The sequence below is a fragment of the Paenibacillus sp. S33 genome (assembly GCF_053615415.1).
Genome location: NZ_JBSIEZ010000001.1, coordinates 1,401,404 through 1,422,011 on the forward strand (window position 1 = coordinate 1,401,404; position 20,608 = coordinate 1,422,011).

The window sequence follows — 20,608 nt, forward strand, 5'->3', positions numbered from 1 at the left end:
ATGCAAAGAGAGCATACAGATGTGAATGTAAAGCCGCGTGAGCGGTTTTTGACGTTAGATACAGCGACGACCGTGATGGCGGCCGCTCTGATGAACGGAAGAGAATTGCTGGGAGAAAGCAACGTATATGGCGAACGTAATCACTCCGTGCATGTGATTACCGAGCTGGAACGACTGCTGAATGAAGAAGGGCTGACACGAGATGATGTAGATGGTATTGCAGTTGGTGTTGGACCGGGGTCTTATACCGGTATCCGGATTGCGGTGACTGCAGCCAAAACACTCGCTTGGGCCTGGGGTATCCCGGTGACGTCCATATCCACTTTGCATGCTTTGGCGTGGGGTGGTTGGAATCGCGGCATCGAGATGAAGGGACAAGAAGATAAAAATGAGTCTGTGAATAACGGTTCATCCGGAGCGCAGGCAGCAGACTGGATTGTGCCTGTGCTGGATGCGCGCCGTGGTCAGGTTTACACGGGGCTGTTCGGCGTGAATACAGTTGACGACACCGAGAGCCCTCAACGGCTGGAGCCAGATGCAATTCGCTTGATGACTGCTTGGACCGATGATCTGCTGCAACGGCTCGAGGCTTTGCCTTCTGAAGAGCGTCCTCCGGTCATTTGGCTAGTCGGTGAAACGGCGGTTCACGCCGAAACAGCCGAGCGCCTGCGTGCATGGAGCGAGCTGCGTATCGTACCTTATGAGCTGGAGGGAAGATGGGTTGGCCGCCTTGGGGCGGATAAGCTGCTTCGTCAGGAACATGACGAGCTACATACGCTGGTTCCTAATTATACCCAGCTGGCTGAGGCGGAAGCCAATCTGCTTCGTCAGCGCTGAAGAGAGCGGTGAACAACATGGCAAAGAACATACAGCGGGAAGAGAAACTTGAGTTTCGCTTGATGCAACTGGATGATATTCCCGATGTGCTGGAGATTGAGCATGAAGCGTTCACGCTGCCGTGGACGGAGGAAGCATTCCGCAATGAGCTGACGATGAATCATTTCGCTAAATATATGATTATGGAACTAGACGGACGAGCCATTGGTTACGCAGGCATGTGGACGATTATGGATGAGGCCCATATTACGAATATTGCGATTCGTGAGGCTTATCGCGGACGCAAGCTTGGGGACAAGCTGTTGGATGAGCTGATGCAGACGGCATCTTATTTAGGGATGGAACGTATGACGCTGGAGGTGCGGGTAACGAACCGGATCGCTCAGGGCTTGTATGAGAAAAAAGGCTTTAAGCCCGCAGGTGTGCGCAAAGGCTATTATTCGGATAATAACGAGGATGCCGTGATCATGTGGGCGGATCTTCCCGCGCATGGGGCATCCGGTGAACAGGAAGGAAGCGTGCAGAAGCAATGACGCAAGAGGAAAAAGCAGGTACAGGCTCCGCCTCCGGCGAGCCTTGCTATATACTGGCAGTGGAAACGAGTTGTGATGAGACGGCTGTTTCCGTCGTGAAAAATGGCACAGAGGTGCTCTCAAATTTGATTTCCAGTCAGATTGAAACACACAAAGCCTTTGGTGGTGTTGTGCCAGAGGTGGCTTCACGCAAACATGTGGAGAGCATCACCTACATGCTGGACGAGGCCATGCAAACATCGGGAATTACCCCTCGTGAGATTTCGGCGGTTGCCGTGACACAAGGACCAGGACTGGTTGGCGCATTGTTGGTTGGGATTGTCGCTGCCAAGAGTGCTGCCTTGGCGTTCGGCAAGCCATTAATCGGGACGCATCATATCGCGGGACATATTTATGCCAATCAGCTGGAGCATGATATCGTATATCCGTGCATTGCTCTCGTTGTGTCAGGAGGACATACAGAGCTGGTGCTGATGGAGTCCGAAGGTCATTTTCAACTCATTGGTCGTACAAGAGATGATGCGGTTGGGGAAGCCTACGACAAAGTAGCGAGAGCGATTGGGTTTCCGTATCCGGGTGGCCCGCATGTGGATCGTGTGGCTCATGAATCGGAGGAAGTGGTTACTTTGCCGCGTGCATGGCTGGAGCCGGATTCTTATGATTTTAGCTTTAGCGGTTTGAAATCTGCGGTGCTGAATGTAATTAACCAGACAAAAATGCGCGGAGAAACCGTTCATGTGGGAGCGATCGCAAGAGGCTTTCAAGAGTCGGTCGTCGAGGTGCTGGTGGAAAAGGCGATTCGTGCCATGCGTGAATACGGTGCGAAGCAGCTTCTGCTTTGTGGCGGTGTGGCTGCTAATCGCGGACTGCGTACAGCATTGAGGGAGCGTTGTGAGCGCGAAGGGATCGAGCTGCTTGTACCATCGTTGAAATATTGCACAGATAATGCAGCGATGATCGGCGCTGCGGCCTACGCCAAATGGAAGCGCGGGGAATTTACCTCATTGGATATGAAGGCTGATCCAGGGCTGTCTCTGGAAGAATGGTCTGTCCAAACTTAATTGAAGAAGAATGAGCAAGACACGGCACAGTTGAGTCGTGTCTTTTTTGTTCCGCTCCATAACTATCATAAAAATATAATGCAAGAGGATAAAATACAGGAGTTTGAGCAAATGAATGGCAGCATCTCATTCACTCGCATTATTCGTCACAATTGTTCACGATTTTTCATGATTCATCAAAAAAATCTGGAATTTTGATACTGCCCGAATAATGATGTGATTTGTCAAGTTGTGAACAAAGTTATCCACATATACCGCTTTGAATGTGGATAACCTAGTCCGAAGCAAGCAGGCTAAGACTTTTTGGAGATAGCAAGTTGGGGGATATGTAACACCTTTAGTTCTTGTGAAATCTGTGGATAATGTGGATAAAAGAGTGGATAAATTTGGTTTTCATTTGAAAATGGCTTTTTATCAATAAAAAAATGGCCCAAAAGGCCATTTTTCAATCTCATTCATACACATAAGCTGTGGATAATCTTGTGTACAAAAATATAGAAGAGGAAAATGTGAAATTTTTAAGGCTAAGATTTTATGCAGTAGTTTTTATTCTTCTAACAGCTCTTCCCAAGAGGTATAGGTTTCAGTCAATTCCTGTTTATGGGTGTCGAGTTGTGCCTGAATATTCTGAAGCGCTGTGTAATCCTGATAAATCTCAGGCAGGGTCATTTGTTCCTCCAGCCCTAAAATTTGTTCTTCCAGCATTTTGATCTGGTTTTCCAATGCCTCCAGCTTGCGTTGACGGCTACGTTCCTCGCTTTTGGCTTGTTTGTCTGCCGCATAGGTGGCGGCGCGTGATTTGGATGTGGTCTCGTCTGTCACGGATGCAGAGGTAGCCGATGTTTTGCCGCGTGTGGCCTGATTTGCCTCCAGAGCTTCCTGTGCAATTTCCTCTAACTCCTGTTTTTTGGCTACATAGTCATCATAATTCCCCAGGAAATGTTCTATCCCCCCAGGATGAAGCTCGATGACACGTTCCGCCATTTTGTTCAGGAAATAACGGTCATGGGAAATGAACAACAGCGTACCGTCATAGTCCATCAAAGCCGCTTCCAGCACTTCCTTGCTAAACAGATCCAGATGGTTGGTAGGCTCATCTAGAATTAACACGTTGGCTTCGCGCAGCATGAGCTTGGCCAGAGATACACGGGCTTTTTCTCCTCCGCTTAATGCAGCTACCTTCTTAAGTACATCGTCACCGCTAAACAGGAAATTACCCAGCACTGTACGAATCCGTGCTTCCTCCATATGAGGGTACTCGCTCCACAACTCCTCCAGTACGGTATTGGCGGGGTTCAGGTTCGTCTGCTCCTGGTCATACAGGCCGATTTTGATTTTCGTGCCCCAGTGGATGGAGCCAGCAGCAGGTTTAAGTGATCCGGTCAGACATTTGAGCAACGTCGATTTTCCGATCCCGTTTGGACCAATCAGTGCCACGGTATCTCCACGTTTTAAATCGAACGATGCATGCTGGAATAAAGGCTTTTTACCTTCATACCCCACAGAGAGGTCACGTACCTCCAGTACTTCCTTACCTGACATATGGGCTGTTTCAAAGGAAAAATGAGCCTTTTTCAAGTCTCCCATGGGCCGATCCATACGCTCCATTTTATCTAGCTGCTTGCGCCGACTTTGAGCGCGTTTGGTCGTGGAAGCCCGCACGATATTACGTTGTACGAATGCTTCTAAACGGGCAATTTCTCCTTGCTGCTTTTCGTAATGCTTCAGATTCGTTTCGTACTCGGCAGCCTTCAGCTCCATGTAGCGGCTGTAGTTGCCTGTATATCGAGTAGAACGATGGCGTTCAATTTCAATAATCGTCGTTACCAGTCGGTCCAGGAAATAACGGTCATGTGATACAACCAGCAGAGAACCGGAGTAGCCGCGCAAATAATCCTCCAACCAGGTCAGTGTTTGAATATCCAGATAGTTGGTAGGCTCATCGAGCATAAGGACATCTGGTGCGAGCAGTAGGATGCGCGCTAGCGCAAGCCGAGTTTTCTGTCCTCCGCTCAGAGTAGCTACGGGCGTCTCAGGTGCAAATGAACCAAAGCCCATACCGTGCAGCACGCTGCGAATACGGGTCTCCATTTCATAACCACCGTGATCCTTGAACCAGTCTGAACGACGTGCATAGCGTTCCAGTAGATCTGCGTAGCGTTTTTCATTTTGAGCATTGGCCAGGTCAGCGATGTCCTGTTCCATTTGCCGCAGTTCCCGTTCCGCTTCAATCAGGGGAGTGAACACCAGCATCATTTCCCCCCAGATAGAACGGTCAGAATTCAAGCCGCTGTTTTGCGCCAGATAACCGATGCTGGTCTCCTTCGCCTTGAAAATTTGTCCACTGTCATAGGATATTTCACCAGCAATGATTTTGAGCAGGGTCGATTTGCCTGCACCGTTCACACCTACGAGTCCAATACGTTCACGTTCCAATATTTGAAGGTTAATCCCGTCCAGAACGGGCTCAATTCCATAAGATTTAGTAATTCCGGTTACTTGCAATAGCATAGCGTATCGTTCCTCCATTACATTTTGCACAGTTCTACCTGCTTTCTTCACAGGTACCTTCCTTCCAGTTTACATGAAATTACCCACTATTGCACTGATTTCACCCTGTAAACCCTTGAGCCGCGTGTAGTCAATTTGTATAAACAATGATAAACTTAAACGAGAAGTGAAAAAGAATGAAAAAAACTTGCAACGTACAGCACTTACTGACAAATGGGACAATAGTAACGTTTTAAAGATTATCGACGATTGTGCGGGAGGGCGGATGTGATGGATGTCTGTAATGTGAAGAACGCGCTGCGTTTGCAGCAACGGGAAGCGCGTGACTCCATGGACCCGCTGACAAGGCAGAAGGCATCGGCTGTGGCCTGTCGGCATGCAATCGAGGCATGGGAGCAGCTTAGAATAGACAGAAACGGAGATAAGCTAACCTTATTTAGTTATCTCTCTTTTGGCAGCGAGATTTCGACGACTCCCCTCATTGAGCATTGCTGGTCACAGGGAGATCGTGTCCTAGCCCCAAGAGTGGATCCGGTAACTCGGACTATGGAGCTGAGGGAGATGGATCAGTACGGAGATATTGTACCCGGCATCTGGAACATCCCTGAGCCTGCTTTGACATGCAAGGAATGGTCGCCTGAAATGTGGACGGGAATTGACTGGGTTGTTGTGCCCGGCTTGGCCTTTGATCGTCGTGGGGGCAGGATCGGCTACGGCGGAGGCTATTATGACCGCTTTACCGTACAGGTAGAGGCAGAGAAGCGTAACAACAGCCATGTAGGTCCGCTTTATGTCTCGCTGCTGTTGCCGGGACAATTGCTGACACAGGTGCCCATGGAGCCAAGGGATTTGCGAGTGGACGTGCTGTTTACTCTGGATGGACGCTTAGATTGTGATTATTGACAAATGATGAATGAAGTAAAGTTGGGTATGTGAAAGGAGCTGTGAGGGAGTCGTGGATTCCTTTACTCATTTTAACGAACAGGGACGGGCTCGGATGGTAGATATTTCGGGTAAAACGTCTACGATTCGTACAGCAGTTGCCGTGACTCAGATTACAATGAATCCGGCTACATTGACGGCTGTAAAAGAAGGAAGAATCGGCAAGGGTGATGTTCTTGCTGTGGCGCAGGTCGCAGGGATTCAAGGCGCGAAAAAAACGTCAGACTGGATACCGATGTGTCATCCACTGGCCCTGACAGGCGTGAACATTACTTTTTCCGATAATGGACATGATGTGCTTCATATTGAAGTTGAAGTAAAGACCGAAGGTAAGACAGGTGTAGAAATGGAAGCTTTGACAGCGGCTTCAGCCGCAGCGTTAACCGTGTATGATATGTGCAAGGCGCTGCAAAAAGATATGATCATCGGCCCTACCATGCTGCAATCCAAAACAGGTGGCAAGCATGGGGATTTTCAAAGGGAGGACCACCGGGAACCTTGACATAGACAACATTGTCGCCGAGAGGGTACTGTGATGTGATGGAGGATGCAGCGTGGCTGTTTCTGATTTTCAGAAGAGAAAGTATTCTTTCATGATAGGAGAAGGGTGATCTTATGGTGTGGAAAACGGCGATCCTAACTGCCAGTGATAAAGGGGCAAGGGGAGAGCGTGAGGATACAAGCGCACAGGTCATCCGGGAACTCATCGAAGAAGAACTGGGCGGAGAGATTGTGGAATACCGGATCGTTCCCGATGAACCGGATGAAATTATTGCAGCTTTAATCGAAATGACCGATTATTTTCATGCAGACCTGGTACTAACTACGGGTGGAACCGAGCTGGCGATCCGTGATGTGACACCGGAGGCGACTAGGCGGGTTGTGGAACGGGAAGTGCCAGGCATGGCGGAAGCCATGAGAATGATCGTGATGCAGAAAAATCCAGCGGCTATGCTATTCCGTGGAATCGTAGGAATACGCGGACGTACACTGATCGTCAATTTACCAGGAACGCCCAAAGGTGTGCATGAAAATTTGGCAGCGATAATGGACCAACTTCCAGAAGCGCTACTTATGGTGACAGGCCAGTTCCGGTAGAAGGCAGCACATCGTGTGTGGTATGATACCTATAAGAATTTATAAGGCCGTATACGGACAAAGATTGTTATTTTGTCCGTCAACATAAGGAGGATTACTACACATGCCCAATATTGGAGCACCGGGTTATATTTTGTTGATCATTCTGGCGCTGCTGCTATTTGGTCCGAACAAGCTGCCTGAGTTGGGTCGAGCTGTAGGGCGTACATTCCGTGAGTTTAAAAACGGGGCACGCGATATTTTATCAGAAGATGAACGGACTGAGCGTAAAGACAGCAAAGATAGTGTGGTCAAAGCATCACAGACGACGTCTTCAGAAGTTCAACCTCAGCCTGAGGATAAACGCTTGTCATAGATTTAGTGATCGATTCTTGATGCTTGTACAATAAACAAAAGCCTCTTCTTCAGTGAAGGGCTTTATTTTTTAGGAGGCGCTGCTGCGTTCCGTTCAGAAAGGAGGAGTGGACTTGACCCCATCAGAGCATGAAATGCCGCTAATGGAACATCTGGGAGAGCTTCGCCGCAGAATTATCTATGTGCTAATTGTATTTGTATTGGCACTGGCTGGTGGTCTGTTCGCGGCGGGTTCTGTCTATGACTGGCTTATTCGCTCCGGTTCGGCGCAAGCTTTTCAGTTAAACGCGTTTTCCTTTTGGGACGGGATCGGTATCTACATGAAGATCGCCATGATCATCGGGATTGCGGTGGCGCTACCGTTTGCTTGCTACCAACTGTGGAAGTTTGTCAGCCCGGGCTTAAGACCACAAGAACGGAGTGCGACTTTGCGGTATGTGCCTTATGTGCTGCTTTTGTTCATCATTGGGACAGCTTTTGCTTATTTCATTATTTTCCCGATGGCAATTCAGTTTACATCGTCGGTCACCAAAAGTATGGGATTACAGGAAACGTACGGGATCGCACAATATTTCACCTTTATGTTTAATATTGTACTACCTGTAGCGCTGCTGTTTGAGCTCCCCCTGCTTATCATGTTTCTGACGGGGATTCATGTTTTAACACCAATGCGGCTTCGCAAGTGGCGGAAGATTTCTTATTTTCTGCTTGTGTTCGTTGCGGTTGTCATTACCCCGCCGGACTTTATTTCCGATTTTTTGGTGGCGATTCCGTTGCTGGTGCTATATGAAGTGAGCGTGTATTTGTCTTCGGTCGTGTACCGCAAGCAGCTGCGTGCACGGGAGGAACGTGAGGCCCAATTGCGTGTAGCTTCAGAATAATAAGGCAGGACCTGAATGGCTCAGTAAACAATTTATTCGGGTCCGCGCTACATGGCAATTGCAGATAATGAATGGCATTTGTATATCATGGCTATTTATAGAGCATAACAGCAGCAGCTTAGCTGCCTTAAATCTAACCATTAGCCTTGAGTTAACGGTTATTTTTCAGATAGATGGATATAATCGGGAAGGGCTGTCCATAAAAATTCCCATAAAAAATACATTAGGGACTTGAAATTCAATCCCAAGTTGAGTATCATAAAGTTGGTTGTTAGCACTGACGACTGTCGAGTGCTAATACATACAACATAACAACCAAATTACAGGATAAAACACTTAATAAGGAGGCTATTTTTTCATGATCAAACCTTTGGGTGAACGCGTATTGGTGGAAGCAATTGAGCAAGAGACAACGACTTCCTTCGGGATCGTACTTCCTGACTCTGCCAAGGAAAAGCCGCAAGAAGGCAAAATTATCGCGGTTGGCGCAGGCGCATTGAAAGACGGTGCCCGTATTCCTCTGGAAGTAAAAGAAGGCGACCGTGTCATTTTCTCTAAATACGCTGGAACGGAAATCAAATATGAAGGTAAAGAATATTTGATTATGAAAGAAAGCGATATCCACGCGATCATCGGTTAACCGGAACCCGGACAAGACCTGAATATAGGAATTGAAACAAATCATTCATAATCCATAGGGAGGTTTATCACAAATGGCTAAAGATATTAAATTCAGTGAAGACGCTCGTCGCTCTATGTTGCGCGGGGTTGACGCATTGGCTAATGCTGTTAAAGTAACACTCGGACCGAAAGGCCGTAACGTTGTACTGGAGAAAAAATTCGGTAGCCCGCTCATCACCAATGACGGTGTAACGATTGCAAAAGAAATCGAGCTGGAAGACGCGTTCGAAAACATGGGCGCTCAACTGGTTAAAGAAGTAGCAACCAAAACGAACGATGTAGCTGGTGATGGTACGACTACTGCTACTGTTTTGGCTCAAGCCCTCATCACAGAAGGCCTGAAAAACGTAACTGCTGGCGCAAGCCCAATCGGTATCCGTAAAGGGATCGACAAAGCGGTTAAAGCGGCTGTTGCTGAACTGCAAGCCATCTCCAAACCAATCGAAAGCAAACAATCCATTGCTCAAGTAGCCGGTATTTCCGCTGCTGATGACGAAGTAGGCGAACTGATCGCTGAAGCTATGGAAAAAGTGGGCAAAGACGGTGTAATCACTGTTGAAGAATCCCGCGGTTTTGCAACAGAGCTGGAAGTGGTTGAAGGTATGCAATTTGACCGTGGCTACATTTCCCCGTACATGATTACAGATACGGACAAAATGGAAGCTGTACTGGACAATCCGTATATCCTGATCACAGACAAAAAAATCACAAATACACAAGAAATCCTGCCATTGCTTGAAAAAATCGTACAACAAGGCAAGCCACTCGTTCTGATCGCTGAAGACATCGAAGGCGAAGCACTGGCTATGCTCGTTGTTAACAAACTGCGTGGTACATTCAACGCTGTAGCTGTTAAAGCTCCAGGCTTTGGTGACCGTCGTAAAGCAATGCTGCAAGATATCGCTGCCCTGACAGGCGGTCAAGTGATTACAGAAGAACTGGGTCTGGACCTGAAAACAGCTTCCGTAGACCAACTGGGTACAGCACGTCAAGTGCGTATCACTAAAGAAAATACGATTGTGGTTGACGGTGCTGGAAACAAAGCCGACATCGACGCTCGTGTTAGCCAAATCCGTACGCAACTGGAAGAAACCACTTCCGAGTTCGACAAAGAGAAACTGCAAGAGCGTCTGGCTAAATTGTCCGGCGGCGTAGCAGTCATCAAAGTCGGTGCGGCAACTGAAACAGAATTGAAAGAACGCAAACTGCGCATCGAAGATGCCCTGAATGCAACCCGTGCTGCGGTTGAAGAAGGTATCGTATCCGGTGGTGGTGTAGCGCTCCTGAACGTATACAAAGCAGTTGCAGCTGTTGAACTGCAAGGCGACGAGCAAACAGGCGTGAACATCGTGCTGCGCGCTCTGGAAGCTCCAATCCGCACCATTGCTGCTAACGCAGGTGAAGAAGGCTCTGTAATCGTTGAGCGTCTGAAACGCGAAGAAGTTGGTGTAGGCTTTAACGCAGCTACTGGCGACTGGGTAAACATGATCGAAGCTGGTATCGTGGACCCTGCGAAAGTAACTCGTTATGCATTGCAAAACGCTGCTTCCGTAGCAGCAATGTTCCTGACTACCGAAGCGGTTATCGCTGACAAGCCAGAACCAGAAAAGGCTGCAATGCCTGACATGGGCGGCATGGGTGGTATGGGCGGCATGATGTAACAAAGGGTCCAAAAACCCTGTAATACCGCTATTTAAAAGGCTCCCGAGAGGGAGCCTTTCTTCATTAAATCACGAAAAAATCACATTTCTTGCAAAGGGAGATGATCTTTCGTGAAATTGAAGTTCAATATATCTGTAAAGTGAATTCTTATTTTCTCATTAGCATCCTTTTTCATATGTTGAATACATAGCCGAAACAGCAGATACCATGGAAGGTGAGAAACTTTCAAAGCTGTTAAACGTTATGATAGCTGCTAATCAATATAATTTGGATGTTGATGATGATGTACTTTCAAGGTTTAAAAAAGACATTGATGCCGTTACTCAACTCCCGACATCTACTGATATGTACAGCCAACAAGTAGTACCCGACTACATTGCATGGTTTGGTTACGAAATGGCCTACTATTATTTAAACAGAGAAAGGTACAGTGTTTGTTTTAAACAATTGTTATTTACAATGGTAAAGTCACATATAATAAATAATGAGACTTACTTTATAAATTGTATTGGCCTGTTTATGCGTTTCCAAGTCTATGCGACTCCTGAAATCAAAATAGAGTTCTCCAATCTAATTGAAAAGGTGTAGGACTGTTAATTGTTGCGAGTAGCTTTTTATTTTTCATGACTGTACCTGGTATCTAAATCCTTGTGCAAGTTGGAGGTTCCTAAACGTCAGTACAGCAATCCCCGCTAACCTTAATTGGTCGGCGGGGATTTTTAGTTGAAGAACTGCTTACAGACGGATATTTCTAGGTGGAACTGGTATAAGGCCACTTTTTAAAAGTTCATTGAAAATAAAAGTTTTGCCAACTACAATAAAAGAAACAACGGTAGGCGAGGACGGGGAAAATAAAGTCCTAGACTGTCGTTGTTTCATTGAACTAACGTTTCCCGTTAGCTCAATGGTTTATCTTTCCCTTGAGGGATGTTAGAAGCTCAAGTTCTCTTTTCGTTGCAGGATGAACAACTATGCTATCTGTAAGGTTTAGGGTAGATTCTTTTACCTTTCTCCCCCATCTCCTTGAAAAGGAGCGCCAATCACATACCATCTCGACGACATACTTCCTCGGCATGGGTAATACCTCTTTGGTGTCGGGATTAACAACCCAATATTCCCAATGATGCTTGTTTTTACGTTGGTGACGAAGCCATGCGTATTTCCAATTCAACTCATCTTCTAAATTCAAAGGTTTTCCAGAGTGAAATTTTTTTGCGTAGGGAAAGAACTCAGCCGGTGAAAATTTCGACCAATCATGAATAATCCCCTGAATATACAAGCCTTCCTTCCAACATTCAATGAGAACATTCAATTTGTGATTAAGGATGTATAAGAAATATTTCAAATAAGCTTTCATCATTGGATTCATATCTCCTTTCCATAATAACCTTCATTTTGCTTGAAAGGCCTCCCCATGATTATTAATGCTAATTGGCTTTCTACTTCTCCAAAAAGATAAAAAATCCCACCTCCAAGAACGAAGTCTTGGGGACGAGATCTCGTCGTGGTACCACCCCAGTTCGCTAATCTGTCTTCAGATTAGCCTCATCGAGTACGGCATGCCAACACATACTTATACTCTAGCTCTGTAACAGGAGCTCCTGTCACACCATCCCCCGAACTAGTTCAAGTTTCGATGTGATGCTCAGAGACTTGATTCAATAAGATCTCCTTTACTCCTTTTCAGCTACCAGAGTTCTCTGTTAAAGTAAACCTTATTTACTCTTCTCGTCATTGCATTTGTGTAATTTTACCAAATACCTATTGAGTTTGTAAATACAAGAATGTTGGAACTATCCTGCCCGTTAGCTTAACGTCGCCGTTCAGTCTACAACTTTTCAGCAGGCCGCCGTGATATGTTAGATCTGGAGATTAAGACAGGGAGGCGTACAGAGGACATAAAGGCGGGTTTGCTAGCCTTGGAGCAGGATAACTATATCTTCTCTTGTGTGAAAACAAAACGGACACGCGACACATTGTAATCCTGGAGGACTGGGATAGAGATCCAAAGGTTACTACGCCGCCAACGCCCCCAGGAAGCGCTAATAGGTACTATACGGAATATTAAAACCCTGGATTGCTCCGGGGTTCAATCATTTTGTGAAACTAATTTATCTTTGTTTTTATTCAGATAGTATTGAACTGCCCTGTTTTCGTCCGGGAACCCTTCTGTGAATTTTTCTAGCTGGACGGAGAAAACTTTTCCGTTTTTGATCTCTACCGTTAACTCAGGATCGGTATAATCAGTACCATAAGAATAATAAATTGATTCGGATGCGTTCATTTGAGTCAATGGATTGCCTAGCTTTTCCACAACTTTTTTTACTGTATCACCCACCACGACCTTGCGTTTGATATCTTTTCCCTTTTGGTAAACACCTACATATTCAAGAATTCCCTTATGGAAATGAAGGTACTGATTGTTATCAAAAAAAGCAACATTTCCACTGTATGCGATCTGATAATATTCCGTTTCTATTTTCATGTTTTTGAACTTTGGTTGTAGATCGGAAAAGGCGGAGCCTAGCGTCCAATCACCTATAGTAGTGTAATTTTCGTAAGGTTTTTGAGCATATACGCCAGGAAGAACGAATGAAAAAAATGATTACTGTAAAAATTGCAATACATATTTTTTTTAACGATATTGACATTCGATTATTCACCTCAGTTTTATTTTAAGATAGTCTATCAGTCCTAGGAATATTTTTATATATATTCACAAAATAGACCCAATGAATTACGCTTATAACAACACATACGGAAGCACTGTTGTGCAATCCGAAAGCATCGGTGACACCCTGCTGGCTAAGCTGGTGGGATGTTTTTTGATTTGCTGTTTAGCCCTGTCAATTTCTTTAAGGACACATACTATATACCGTAACTTAAAAAAAGGAGGAGTTCATGTGAGTGAATGTGGACATGAGCATAAGGCCAAACAATTTTGTCCTTTCACATCGACGGGTGCAATTTTGGTGCTCTTTATCCTGTTAGTCATAATTACTAAAGCGTGTTGGATTTAATTACGTGAAAAGAATTGTTGTTGGATAATACTACTTCACTTGACTTGACTCATTTTTTAAGGATGGTAAAAAGTAGAGCCCAACAAGCGTATTTGGCAATAGCCTATGCGCTTGTTTGGTTTTGTCGGCAGGGGAATATTATATTGAAGGATTTCTCAGATCATTCATCGAATGAATGACCGAGGTGATCAGCATGAAGCATACATATAAAGTGTTAAAATCGGATTTAGAACTATTTGCTGCTGCATTAAGCCAGGTAAGAGTATATATGGTTCAGCCGTTGAACGAGGGTTTGATAGATATTGTGGATTACAGTGGAGCAGTGGAGAATATTACACCGGAGTCGGTTAAGATTAACGGAACCTTTTTCATGAGGAATCAGTTTGAATTTAGAGTAGATGTAAAGGGCTCAACTGGGTAACTGGTATGAGTCTACTTTTTAAAAGTTCGTTGATAACTACAACAAAAGAAACAATGGTAGCCTAGGACGGGAAAATAAAGCCCTAGACTATCGCTATTTCATTGAACTAACGTTTCTCGTTAGTTCAATCAATTCTGTTGCCATCGTATATGCTGGTGGTGAACCAGGTCTTCTACATTACTATATCGTCTTTCGTAAGTTTTTGGTACAGGGCTATCTTCTCGTTAGCAAGGGAAATCATGCACTCAAGTTCCTGCCGCTTGGATTCCAGTTCCACCAGATGCTTTTCCAGAATTTCTATCCGTATGTGTAAGGCAGGAGTAAAATTAGCAACTTCTTCCCCTTGTTGAATTTTATCCAGTACACATCCGTCACGAGTAAATTCCGTAATCTCCTCAAGCGACAATCCCAATTTTTTTAATCTAATTAAACATTGTATATATGAAACCTCACTTTCGGTATAAATGCGTGTCCTTCCATTTCTTCGATTTGGTTCCTGTAGCACTCCAATTTTTTCATAATAGCGAATCGTATAAGGAGTTAGCCCCGTTCTTTCTGATACTTGACTTATAGTAAGCATTGTTTTTTATGTCACTCCTTTTTTCTAAACCAAAATTTAAAACTATTATACATCTTTAAGTCAACTCGAAGTCGATATTTGCACCTCTAACTTCATTTCAAAAATTTGTGCTTGATTTCTAGTTGACTCTAACTTGTAAGCTAAAGTTGCTAATTGATATACATGAAACATAAATTTGATGGAGGCATAAACAATGAACAACAAATATTTCACGATTCAACAAGCAGCGGAAGGTATCTGGGGTGCTATTTCGGTACCTGGTAGTGGTTCGCTGGGGAATGCAGCAATTATTGACATTGGGGATTTGACCGTTGTTGTGGACACAACCAACCTACCGCATTCTGGTGCTTTGTTACGTCAAACCGCAGAACAATTAACGAATAAACCAATTAAATATGTGATCAATACTCATTTTCATGGAGATCATGTCAACGGCAATCAGGAATTCATGGAAAGTGATTTTATATCTACCGTTTGGACAAGAGATTTGCTATCTAAAATGGGTAAAGTGAATATTGATCTAATGCAACAAAACATTCAGAAGTTAATAAATAGCCTACATCAAGTACGTTCACAAGAAAAAAATCCGCACATGTTAACCGAAATCGGCTATGATCTTTCCGTGCAGAGAGCCCTGTATGATGCTGTCCCTTCCCTTCGTAGGGTGATACCCACGATAACTTTTGACGATAAACTAGTTATAAAAGGAGCAAAACGCACTGTCGAAGTTTTATCCTACGGAGGCGGCCATTCTTTAAGCGATGCCGTTATTTACGTGCCTGAAGAACGAACCTTGATTGCTGGTGATTTAATAACCAACAAGACGATTCCGGTCATGCCATACGGTAATCCCTACGCTTGGATACGCATCCTTAGACGCATTCAAAGAGATCTGAAGATAGATACTGTCATTCCCGGGCATGGAGATGTGTCCACTCCAGATAGAATCCTAGATGTCATTCGCTTTTTAGAAAAAACGATCGCTTATGTGTCTGAAGCTGCGACGAGCGGAAAACCAGAGTCTTACTGGTTAAATGAAGGTGTATTAAATGGCTATGAAGATTGGCATCTAGCTCAGTATTTCAGATGGAATTTTCGCTGGCTCTTCAATACAATGCTTGTTCAAAATAATAGATGAGACACAACTAGCACTCCCTTTAACTCCACCAGATTCGCAAGCAGATTCGCAAGGCCAGTTCTGAATGTCAACCCGGCAGCACGTTTGGGTATTTTCAAACGTAATTGGCAGTCTGCTTGTTAGGCTAACCTGCCACGTTAGCTTAACATCGCCGTTCAGTCTACAACTTTTCAGCAGGCTGCCGTAATATGTTAGATCTGGAAATAAAGACGCGGAGGTGTACAGAAAGCATAAATGTTAGTTGCTTGCTTTAGAGCAAAATAACTATATTATGGGGCCGGATAAGTCTACACTACGAGATATCGTCATTCTGGAGAGTTGGGAGCGGGATAGAGCATACCTATGCGGCCAAGAGAAGGTGAGATATTTTAGAAAATTAAATTCTCAGAAATATCATTGCTACTTTGTATACCCCATTATACAATTGCAAGGAAGTTGTTAATTAGAATGAATTATTATAAGACCTTTTCGTTTATTACGCCTTGAATGAAAGCGTTGACATGATTTTCAACCCACTATATACTTAGCTTAATTAAATGAATAGCACTAGGATTGTTACTGTTACGCAGGCAAAACCTAAGGAACAAAATGTTAAGATCTAAGGATCTTATGTATTTTGTTATACTTAGGTTTTTTTGTTTATAGAGAAAGGAAGGTTAAATACAAGTGGTTTCGGCACTTTGCTGAAGCCATTTTCTTCTATTTATGAGTTCACATCTGAGAGGAGCGACAAACTTGGAATACAAATATGAGCTGGTCCAGGCAGACAATCATTTTCCGTTAAAAATTATAGTTCATTCCTCCAATGAACCAGCGTACATACCTAGGCATTGGCACGACAGCATCGAAATATCCTATGTGCTTTCAGGAAAAATCGATAATATCTATATTGATGGCGCGAGTTATAGCTCCAAAGAAGGAGATATTGTGCTCATTAATTCGAATGCTATTCATTCCTTTTCTGTGGCTAAGGGACAAGGAAGAGAGGCTATAACCGTTCTGATTCCTTCTGAATTTATTCGAGAAAATGTTAACGGCAGTGACCCGATTTCATTTGACTGCATATCCATTTTTGAAACTAACGAGCAGAGATTACTGCATTTTGCGGAGCTGCGTGACTTATTAAACACCTTATTTGTGGCTTATCTCAACCGGCATAATGACCCTTTAGCGCATATCCATTTAACGTCATTATCTTATAAACTGGTGTATCTGTTATTAATGCATTTTAAAATGGATCATGAATCTATCCGTGGCTTTAACTCCGATAAATATTTGGAGCGGCTGATGTTGATAACCGATTATATCAAAAAGAATTACGATCAAAGTTTATCCTTGGATTCGATAGCTCAGGTTTTTGGGTTGTCTCCCGAATATTTGTCCCGTTTTTTTGTGAAGCATGTAGGGATGACCCTATTTCAATATATCAATGCCATCCGTCTGGAGAGATCTTTTCGAGTTCTCATGAATACGGATCATTCCATCATACAAATTGCGCTGGAGCATGGATTTCCGAACGAGAAGTCTTTTGCCAGGGTATTTAAAAAGGTTTATCAGGCAACACCGCATCAATATCGAAAAGAGAACAAGAGGTATTCTGGAGCAAGGAGTCAGTAATTGACCAGAAATAGGCTAATAAAAGACAGGATACAAATAAAAAAATCATTAAAATAAATAATGTAAGCGTTTTATTAATGGACCTGGGAGGTAAGACATCATGTTTAAACGGTTTCAAAAGGCTGCTAAAACAACTATGTTATTCACTTTAGCTATCGGTACGACCCTTGCTTTCAATTCCGCTGCATGGGCCAAGGATGTAAAGATACAGCCCACCTCGTACCGGACGGTTGCGGAGGTTAAGGATTGGGGAGCAGCCATTACAAAGATCATTGTTAACCTGGGTAAGCCAGTACCTAAAGATGCGATAACAAAGGATACATTTAAGGTGCATGTGGGAAGAAGCGACAATAGGCTGGTAAATCCCTTTATTGAGAGTGGCAACCGGAAAGTCACCAAGGCCTATGTATCGGACAAAAGTGGCAACCCTGTAAATAAAACCGGAAGCTACGTTGTATTAGAAATGGAAGTCGGCCCAGCCTTAACACTAAGCTCAGCTATTCATTATGATGCGGCAGGTTCCGGGTTTAACGCATGGAATGATAACAAATACACAATCACGCAGCAAAAAGCTTTTAAAACCACATCAGGAACGATTTCCGGCTTGAAAATTGATACTTCCGCAGGTCAGATACGGAAGCTAGTTGATCAATTTGCAACCGGCAAAGCTACTTTTGACGGGATTACTTTAACCTATGCGGACTATGCACCGTCAAAAGACAAAGTGAAAAACCCCTTGGTGATCTGGCTGCATGGTATGGGTGAGGGAGGTACAGATCCGACGATTCCGATTTCCGGAAATAATGCAGCGAATTTTGCATCTAAAGATATTCAATCCTATTTTGAAGGGGCTTATGTGCTGGCACCTCAGACTCCAACCTACTGGATGGATGGTTTTACAGGCTTCGGAGACGGGACCTCCAAATACGAGCAAGCATTGATGTCCTTAATTAAGGAGTACGTGGCCAAGAACAAAGACATTGATACAAATCGAATTTACATTGGAGGAGACTCCAACGGCGGTTATATGACTATGCTGATGATCCGTGATTATAAAGACTATTTTGCAGCCGCTGTGGTTGCATGTGAAGCCTTGAAGGATAGCCTTATAACCGATGAACAGATTAACGAAATGAAGGACCTGCCGATCTGGTTTGTGGCTGCCAAAACCGACACCGTAGTACCGCCGAACGATTATACGGTTCCGACCTACAACCGTTTAGTGAATGCTGGAGCAAAGGATGTTCATATGTCGTTATTTGATAGCGTAGTAGATACCTCTGGTTTGTACAAAAAGAAGGACCAAACACCGTATGAATACAATGGCCACTGGTCTTGGATTTACGTTTATAACAACGAAGTATCGAAGGTGATTAACGGAAAGAAAATAACGATGATGCAATGGCTAGCCTCCAAAACGTTGGACTGAAAGGTACAGCTAGCAAATGGAAATAGCAATATGATGTAATAGGCTTCTTTAAAGTTCAAGCCAGCCTTACCGTACATTCTCTGAGTCATTCGTTAACAACACGTTATCGCTCGGAGAATTATCAGTTCCTTATTGGGTTTTCGCAAAATCCTCATGTATAAAACTCCGTCAACAAATAATTGACGGAGTTTTATTGCTCTCTTTTACTTATTCACTTCAATGAGCCCATCCGGTTTCTCCCGATTAGAGAGTAATTCGGATACCGTGACGAAGGTAAACCCTTTCTTCTTGAGCTCCGGTAAAATGATTTTCAGGGCTTCGACGGTTTGTGTACTTTGATGTACATAATCGTGCATCAGGACAATGTCGCCATTACGGGCGTTGCGAAGCACCCTATTAGCGATACGGTGTATGCCTGGTTTTCGCCAATCCAAGGTGTCCTGATGCCAGGACCATAAAATAATTTTCAGTCCCTTCTCTTTGGAGAGCTTGACTAACGAATCGGTATAGGAGCCGCCGGGGGGCCTAAAAAGATGGGTTCCCGCACCAGTTGCTTGAACGATGCTCGCTTGGCCTTGATCCAATTCTGATAGAGCTTTGTTACGGGAAATATACTGAAAAGATGAATGATAAAAGGTATGATTGCCTACTTCATGCCCTTCTGCTCGTTCTCGTTTCACAATATCAGGAAGCTTTTCTACACGGCTGCCGACGACAAAAAAGGTCGCTTTAGCATTGTACTCTTTAAGCAAATCCAAAATGGCAGGCGTATTGCTTTTGTCCGGTCCGTCATCGAATGTGAGAGCGATAAGCTTACGATGGGTAGGAACTTCCCACACAATGTCGCCCCGTTCTTCGTAATAGGCCCTTCCCTTTGTAGGAGTAGGGGAGGCGTATGATGGGGCTTGTGCATTGGTAGATGGAGTGGGACAAGAGCTGATACACAGTAAAGAAACAGCAATTCCAGCGCACAGCAAACGGTTATATTTCATAAGGCTTCTTCTCCGTTCTAACGTATTCTCACATTAGCTTGCCAAGAAGAAGCGTATACCATTCCTCGTTTCTGAAATTCATCCATTCCAATCACTTAAAATTAGATCTAATTGCTTCTTCAGCAATGCGTAGATTACAAAGTTATGCTGAAAAAGAGTGATAGCTTGCTTGTTGATAACATCCTGTACCCATGTTAAGTTGTACATATCCATCCTTGGTTTCAATGTGCAGTTGAGGTAGGTCATTGTCCAGTTCGTGAGAGTCTTAATCTGACGAAAAATGAAGAGGTCGACAGGACAAGCCGCAAAAGCTGATCTGAGGTCAAGGAGCTGCGACTCGTTCCTGAACTTCGAACAGGAGATGAGACGGGATGCAAACAAATGAAAAAGAGTTGCGAGCTATTAGTCTGACGTTAGAAGCGGGCGAACACATCCGATCATGTATGGGGTGTACGTATGATTTGCAACAGAGCTCCCAGAAGATATCGCATCATGGAATGCTGGCAGTGACATCCCAACGAATCATCTTTTATTCCTGCACTATGGGTACTCCTTGGGTCAAGTTCATCAATTATCACCATATTTCACTGGCTAAGCTGGATAAGGATTTGTCGGATTCTAGGGGGAACATCACGCTGATCAATCAGGGTGTGAACGAGGTGTTCACCCACCTGCCGAGTGGAGATTGTATAGAAAGGTTTATAGCTGTACTAGAGCAAGAAGCAGGTATCTCTTGTGAGAACTAATGATTATGAAAAACAAATAACTAAAACCTCCAACTTCGTAATGTGCCAAGAAGGCTCCTTACAAATTTGGAGGTTTTTTTGTCTTTTAATTAGAGAGAGATGTGG

General features: G+C 44.3%; 20 protein-coding genes, 1 pseudogene and 1 other annotated feature. Of the genes and pseudogenes, 16 read left to right on the forward strand and 5 right to left on the reverse strand.

All coding sequences use genetic code 11. The features are described 5' to 3' along the window. The 3 genes from tsaB to tsaD are packed head-to-tail and all read left to right on the forward strand — an operon-like array spanning window position 1 to window position 2,431. Window positions 1-837, forward strand: a complete 837-nt coding sequence (tsaB, locus tag ACWGXJ_RS06520; RefSeq protein ID WP_039269583.1) for a tRNA (adenosine(37)-N6)-threonylcarbamoyltransferase complex dimerization subunit type 1 TsaB — start codon at window positions 1-3, stop codon at window positions 835-837. Window positions 838-854: 17 nt separating this feature from the next. Further along, window positions 855-1,370 carry a ribosomal protein S18-alanine N-acetyltransferase gene (gene rimI, locus ACWGXJ_RS06525; protein ID WP_039269584.1) on the forward strand — a complete coding sequence of 172 codons (516 nt, stop codon included), beginning with the start codon at window positions 855-857 and terminating at the stop codon, window positions 1,368-1,370. Then, on the forward strand, window positions 1,367-2,431 hold the full coding sequence (gene tsaD, locus ACWGXJ_RS06530) for a tRNA (adenosine(37)-N6)-threonylcarbamoyltransferase complex transferase subunit TsaD (RefSeq protein WP_452566425.1): 1,065 nt from the start codon (window positions 1,367-1,369) through the stop codon (window positions 2,429-2,431). Before rimI ends, tsaD begins: the two co-directional genes overlap by 4 nt. Window positions 2,432-2,977: 546 nt before the next feature. On the opposite strand, the gene ACWGXJ_RS06535 is transcribed toward tsaD, so the two are convergent. Further along, on the reverse strand, window positions 2,978-4,942 hold the full coding sequence (locus ACWGXJ_RS06535; RefSeq protein WP_452567875.1) for an ABC-F family ATP-binding cassette domain-containing protein: 1,965 nt from the start codon (window positions 4,940-4,942) through the stop codon (window positions 2,978-2,980). Between the two features lie 270 nt (window positions 4,943-5,212). Here ACWGXJ_RS06535 and ACWGXJ_RS06540 point away from each other — a divergent pair, with 270 nt between their 5' ends. From ACWGXJ_RS06540 to ACWGXJ_RS06575, 8 genes and pseudogenes are all read left to right on the forward strand, one after another. Next, entirely contained in the window at window positions 5,213-5,845 is a 633-nt protein-coding gene (locus tag ACWGXJ_RS06540; protein WP_254326656.1) for a 5-formyltetrahydrofolate cyclo-ligase, read from the forward strand. A gap of 52 nt (window positions 5,846-5,897) precedes the next feature. Next, on the forward strand, window positions 5,898-6,386 hold the full coding sequence (moaC, locus tag ACWGXJ_RS06545; RefSeq protein ID WP_013309211.1) for a cyclic pyranopterin monophosphate synthase MoaC: 489 nt from the start codon (window positions 5,898-5,900) through the stop codon (window positions 6,384-6,386). Window positions 6,387-6,499: 113 nt separating this feature from the next. Further along, the gene (locus ACWGXJ_RS06550; RefSeq protein ID WP_013309212.1) at window positions 6,500-6,982 is read left to right on the forward strand and encodes a MogA/MoaB family molybdenum cofactor biosynthesis protein; all 483 of its coding nucleotides are present in this window, start codon (window positions 6,500-6,502) and stop codon (window positions 6,980-6,982) included. A gap of 103 nt (window positions 6,983-7,085) precedes the next feature. Beyond that, entirely contained in the window at window positions 7,086-7,337 is a 252-nt protein-coding gene (locus ACWGXJ_RS06555) for a twin-arginine translocase TatA/TatE family subunit (protein ID WP_013309213.1), read from the forward strand. 112 nt (window positions 7,338-7,449) lie between these two features. Further along, window positions 7,450-8,217, forward strand: a complete 768-nt coding sequence (gene tatC, locus ACWGXJ_RS06560; protein WP_452566426.1) for a twin-arginine translocase subunit TatC — start codon at window positions 7,450-7,452, stop codon at window positions 8,215-8,217. A gap of 358 nt (window positions 8,218-8,575) precedes the next feature. Continuing rightward, entirely contained in the window at window positions 8,576-8,857 is a 282-nt protein-coding gene (groES, locus tag ACWGXJ_RS06565; RefSeq protein WP_007429271.1) for a co-chaperone GroES, read from the forward strand. 73 nt (window positions 8,858-8,930) lie between these two features. After that, a complete protein-coding gene (gene groL, locus ACWGXJ_RS06570; protein WP_013369880.1) occupies window positions 8,931-10,559 on the forward strand; it encodes a chaperonin GroEL in 1,629 nt (542 codons plus the stop codon). Window positions 10,560-10,734: 175 nt separating this feature from the next. Further along, window positions 10,735-11,148 (forward strand): annotated as a pseudogene (locus ACWGXJ_RS06575) (transcriptional regulator); the annotation flags it as partial. 313 nt (window positions 11,149-11,461) lie between these two features. Here the strand turns inward: ACWGXJ_RS06575 and ACWGXJ_RS06580 are convergent. Both ACWGXJ_RS06580 and ACWGXJ_RS06585 read right to left on the reverse strand, forming a co-directional pair. Next, on the reverse strand, window positions 11,462-11,920 hold the full coding sequence (locus tag ACWGXJ_RS06580; protein ID WP_250267713.1) for a DUF5662 family protein: 459 nt from the start codon (window positions 11,918-11,920) through the stop codon (window positions 11,462-11,464). 124 nt (window positions 11,921-12,044) lie between these two features. Continuing rightward, window positions 12,045-12,304: a binding site (T-box leader), on the reverse strand. 345 nt (window positions 12,305-12,649) lie between these two features. Next, window positions 12,650-13,045 carry a hypothetical protein gene (locus ACWGXJ_RS06585; RefSeq protein ID WP_452566427.1) on the reverse strand — a complete coding sequence of 132 codons (396 nt, stop codon included), beginning with the start codon at window positions 13,043-13,045 and terminating at the stop codon, window positions 12,650-12,652. 728 nt (window positions 13,046-13,773) lie between these two features. Between ACWGXJ_RS06585 and ACWGXJ_RS06590 the strand changes: the two genes are divergently transcribed. Continuing rightward, the gene (locus ACWGXJ_RS06590; protein ID WP_452566428.1) at window positions 13,774-14,001 is read left to right on the forward strand and encodes a hypothetical protein; all 228 of its coding nucleotides are present in this window, start codon (window positions 13,774-13,776) and stop codon (window positions 13,999-14,001) included. Between the two features lie 172 nt (window positions 14,002-14,173). Here ACWGXJ_RS06590 and ACWGXJ_RS06595 read toward each other — a convergent pair whose 3' ends face one another. Beyond that, window positions 14,174-14,581 (reverse strand): MerR family transcriptional regulator, encoded by a 408-nt coding sequence (locus tag ACWGXJ_RS06595; protein ID WP_254326524.1) that lies wholly within the window; start codon window positions 14,579-14,581, stop codon window positions 14,174-14,176. Window positions 14,582-14,774: 193 nt separating this feature from the next. On the opposite strand from ACWGXJ_RS06595, the gene ACWGXJ_RS06600 reads away from it, so the two are divergent. The 3 genes from ACWGXJ_RS06600 to ACWGXJ_RS06610 all read left to right on the forward strand — a co-directional run bounded on the left by ACWGXJ_RS06600 (window position 14,775) and on the right by ACWGXJ_RS06610 (window position 18,765). Beyond that, window positions 14,775-15,719 carry an MBL fold metallo-hydrolase gene (locus ACWGXJ_RS06600; protein WP_452566429.1) on the forward strand — a complete coding sequence of 315 codons (945 nt, stop codon included), beginning with the start codon at window positions 14,775-14,777 and terminating at the stop codon, window positions 15,717-15,719. A gap of 735 nt (window positions 15,720-16,454) precedes the next feature. Next, window positions 16,455-17,336: an AraC family transcriptional regulator gene (locus tag ACWGXJ_RS06605; protein WP_452566430.1), complete on the forward strand. Its 882-nt coding sequence runs from the start codon at window positions 16,455-16,457 to the stop codon at window positions 17,334-17,336. A gap of 100 nt (window positions 17,337-17,436) precedes the next feature. Continuing rightward, window positions 17,437-18,765 (forward strand): prolyl oligopeptidase family serine peptidase, encoded by a 1,329-nt coding sequence (locus ACWGXJ_RS06610; RefSeq protein WP_452566431.1) that lies wholly within the window; start codon window positions 17,437-17,439, stop codon window positions 18,763-18,765. Window positions 18,766-18,968: 203 nt separating this feature from the next. On the opposite strand, the gene ACWGXJ_RS06615 is transcribed toward ACWGXJ_RS06610, so the two are convergent. After that, window positions 18,969-19,757, reverse strand: a complete 789-nt coding sequence (locus tag ACWGXJ_RS06615) for a polysaccharide deacetylase family protein (protein ID WP_061829598.1) — start codon at window positions 19,755-19,757, stop codon at window positions 18,969-18,971. 371 nt (window positions 19,758-20,128) lie between these two features. On the opposite strand from ACWGXJ_RS06615, the gene ACWGXJ_RS06620 reads away from it, so the two are divergent. Next, window positions 20,129-20,503: a PH domain-containing protein gene (locus ACWGXJ_RS06620; protein ID WP_103048873.1), complete on the forward strand. Its 375-nt coding sequence runs from the start codon at window positions 20,129-20,131 to the stop codon at window positions 20,501-20,503. Window positions 20,504-20,608 lie beyond the last annotated feature (105 nt).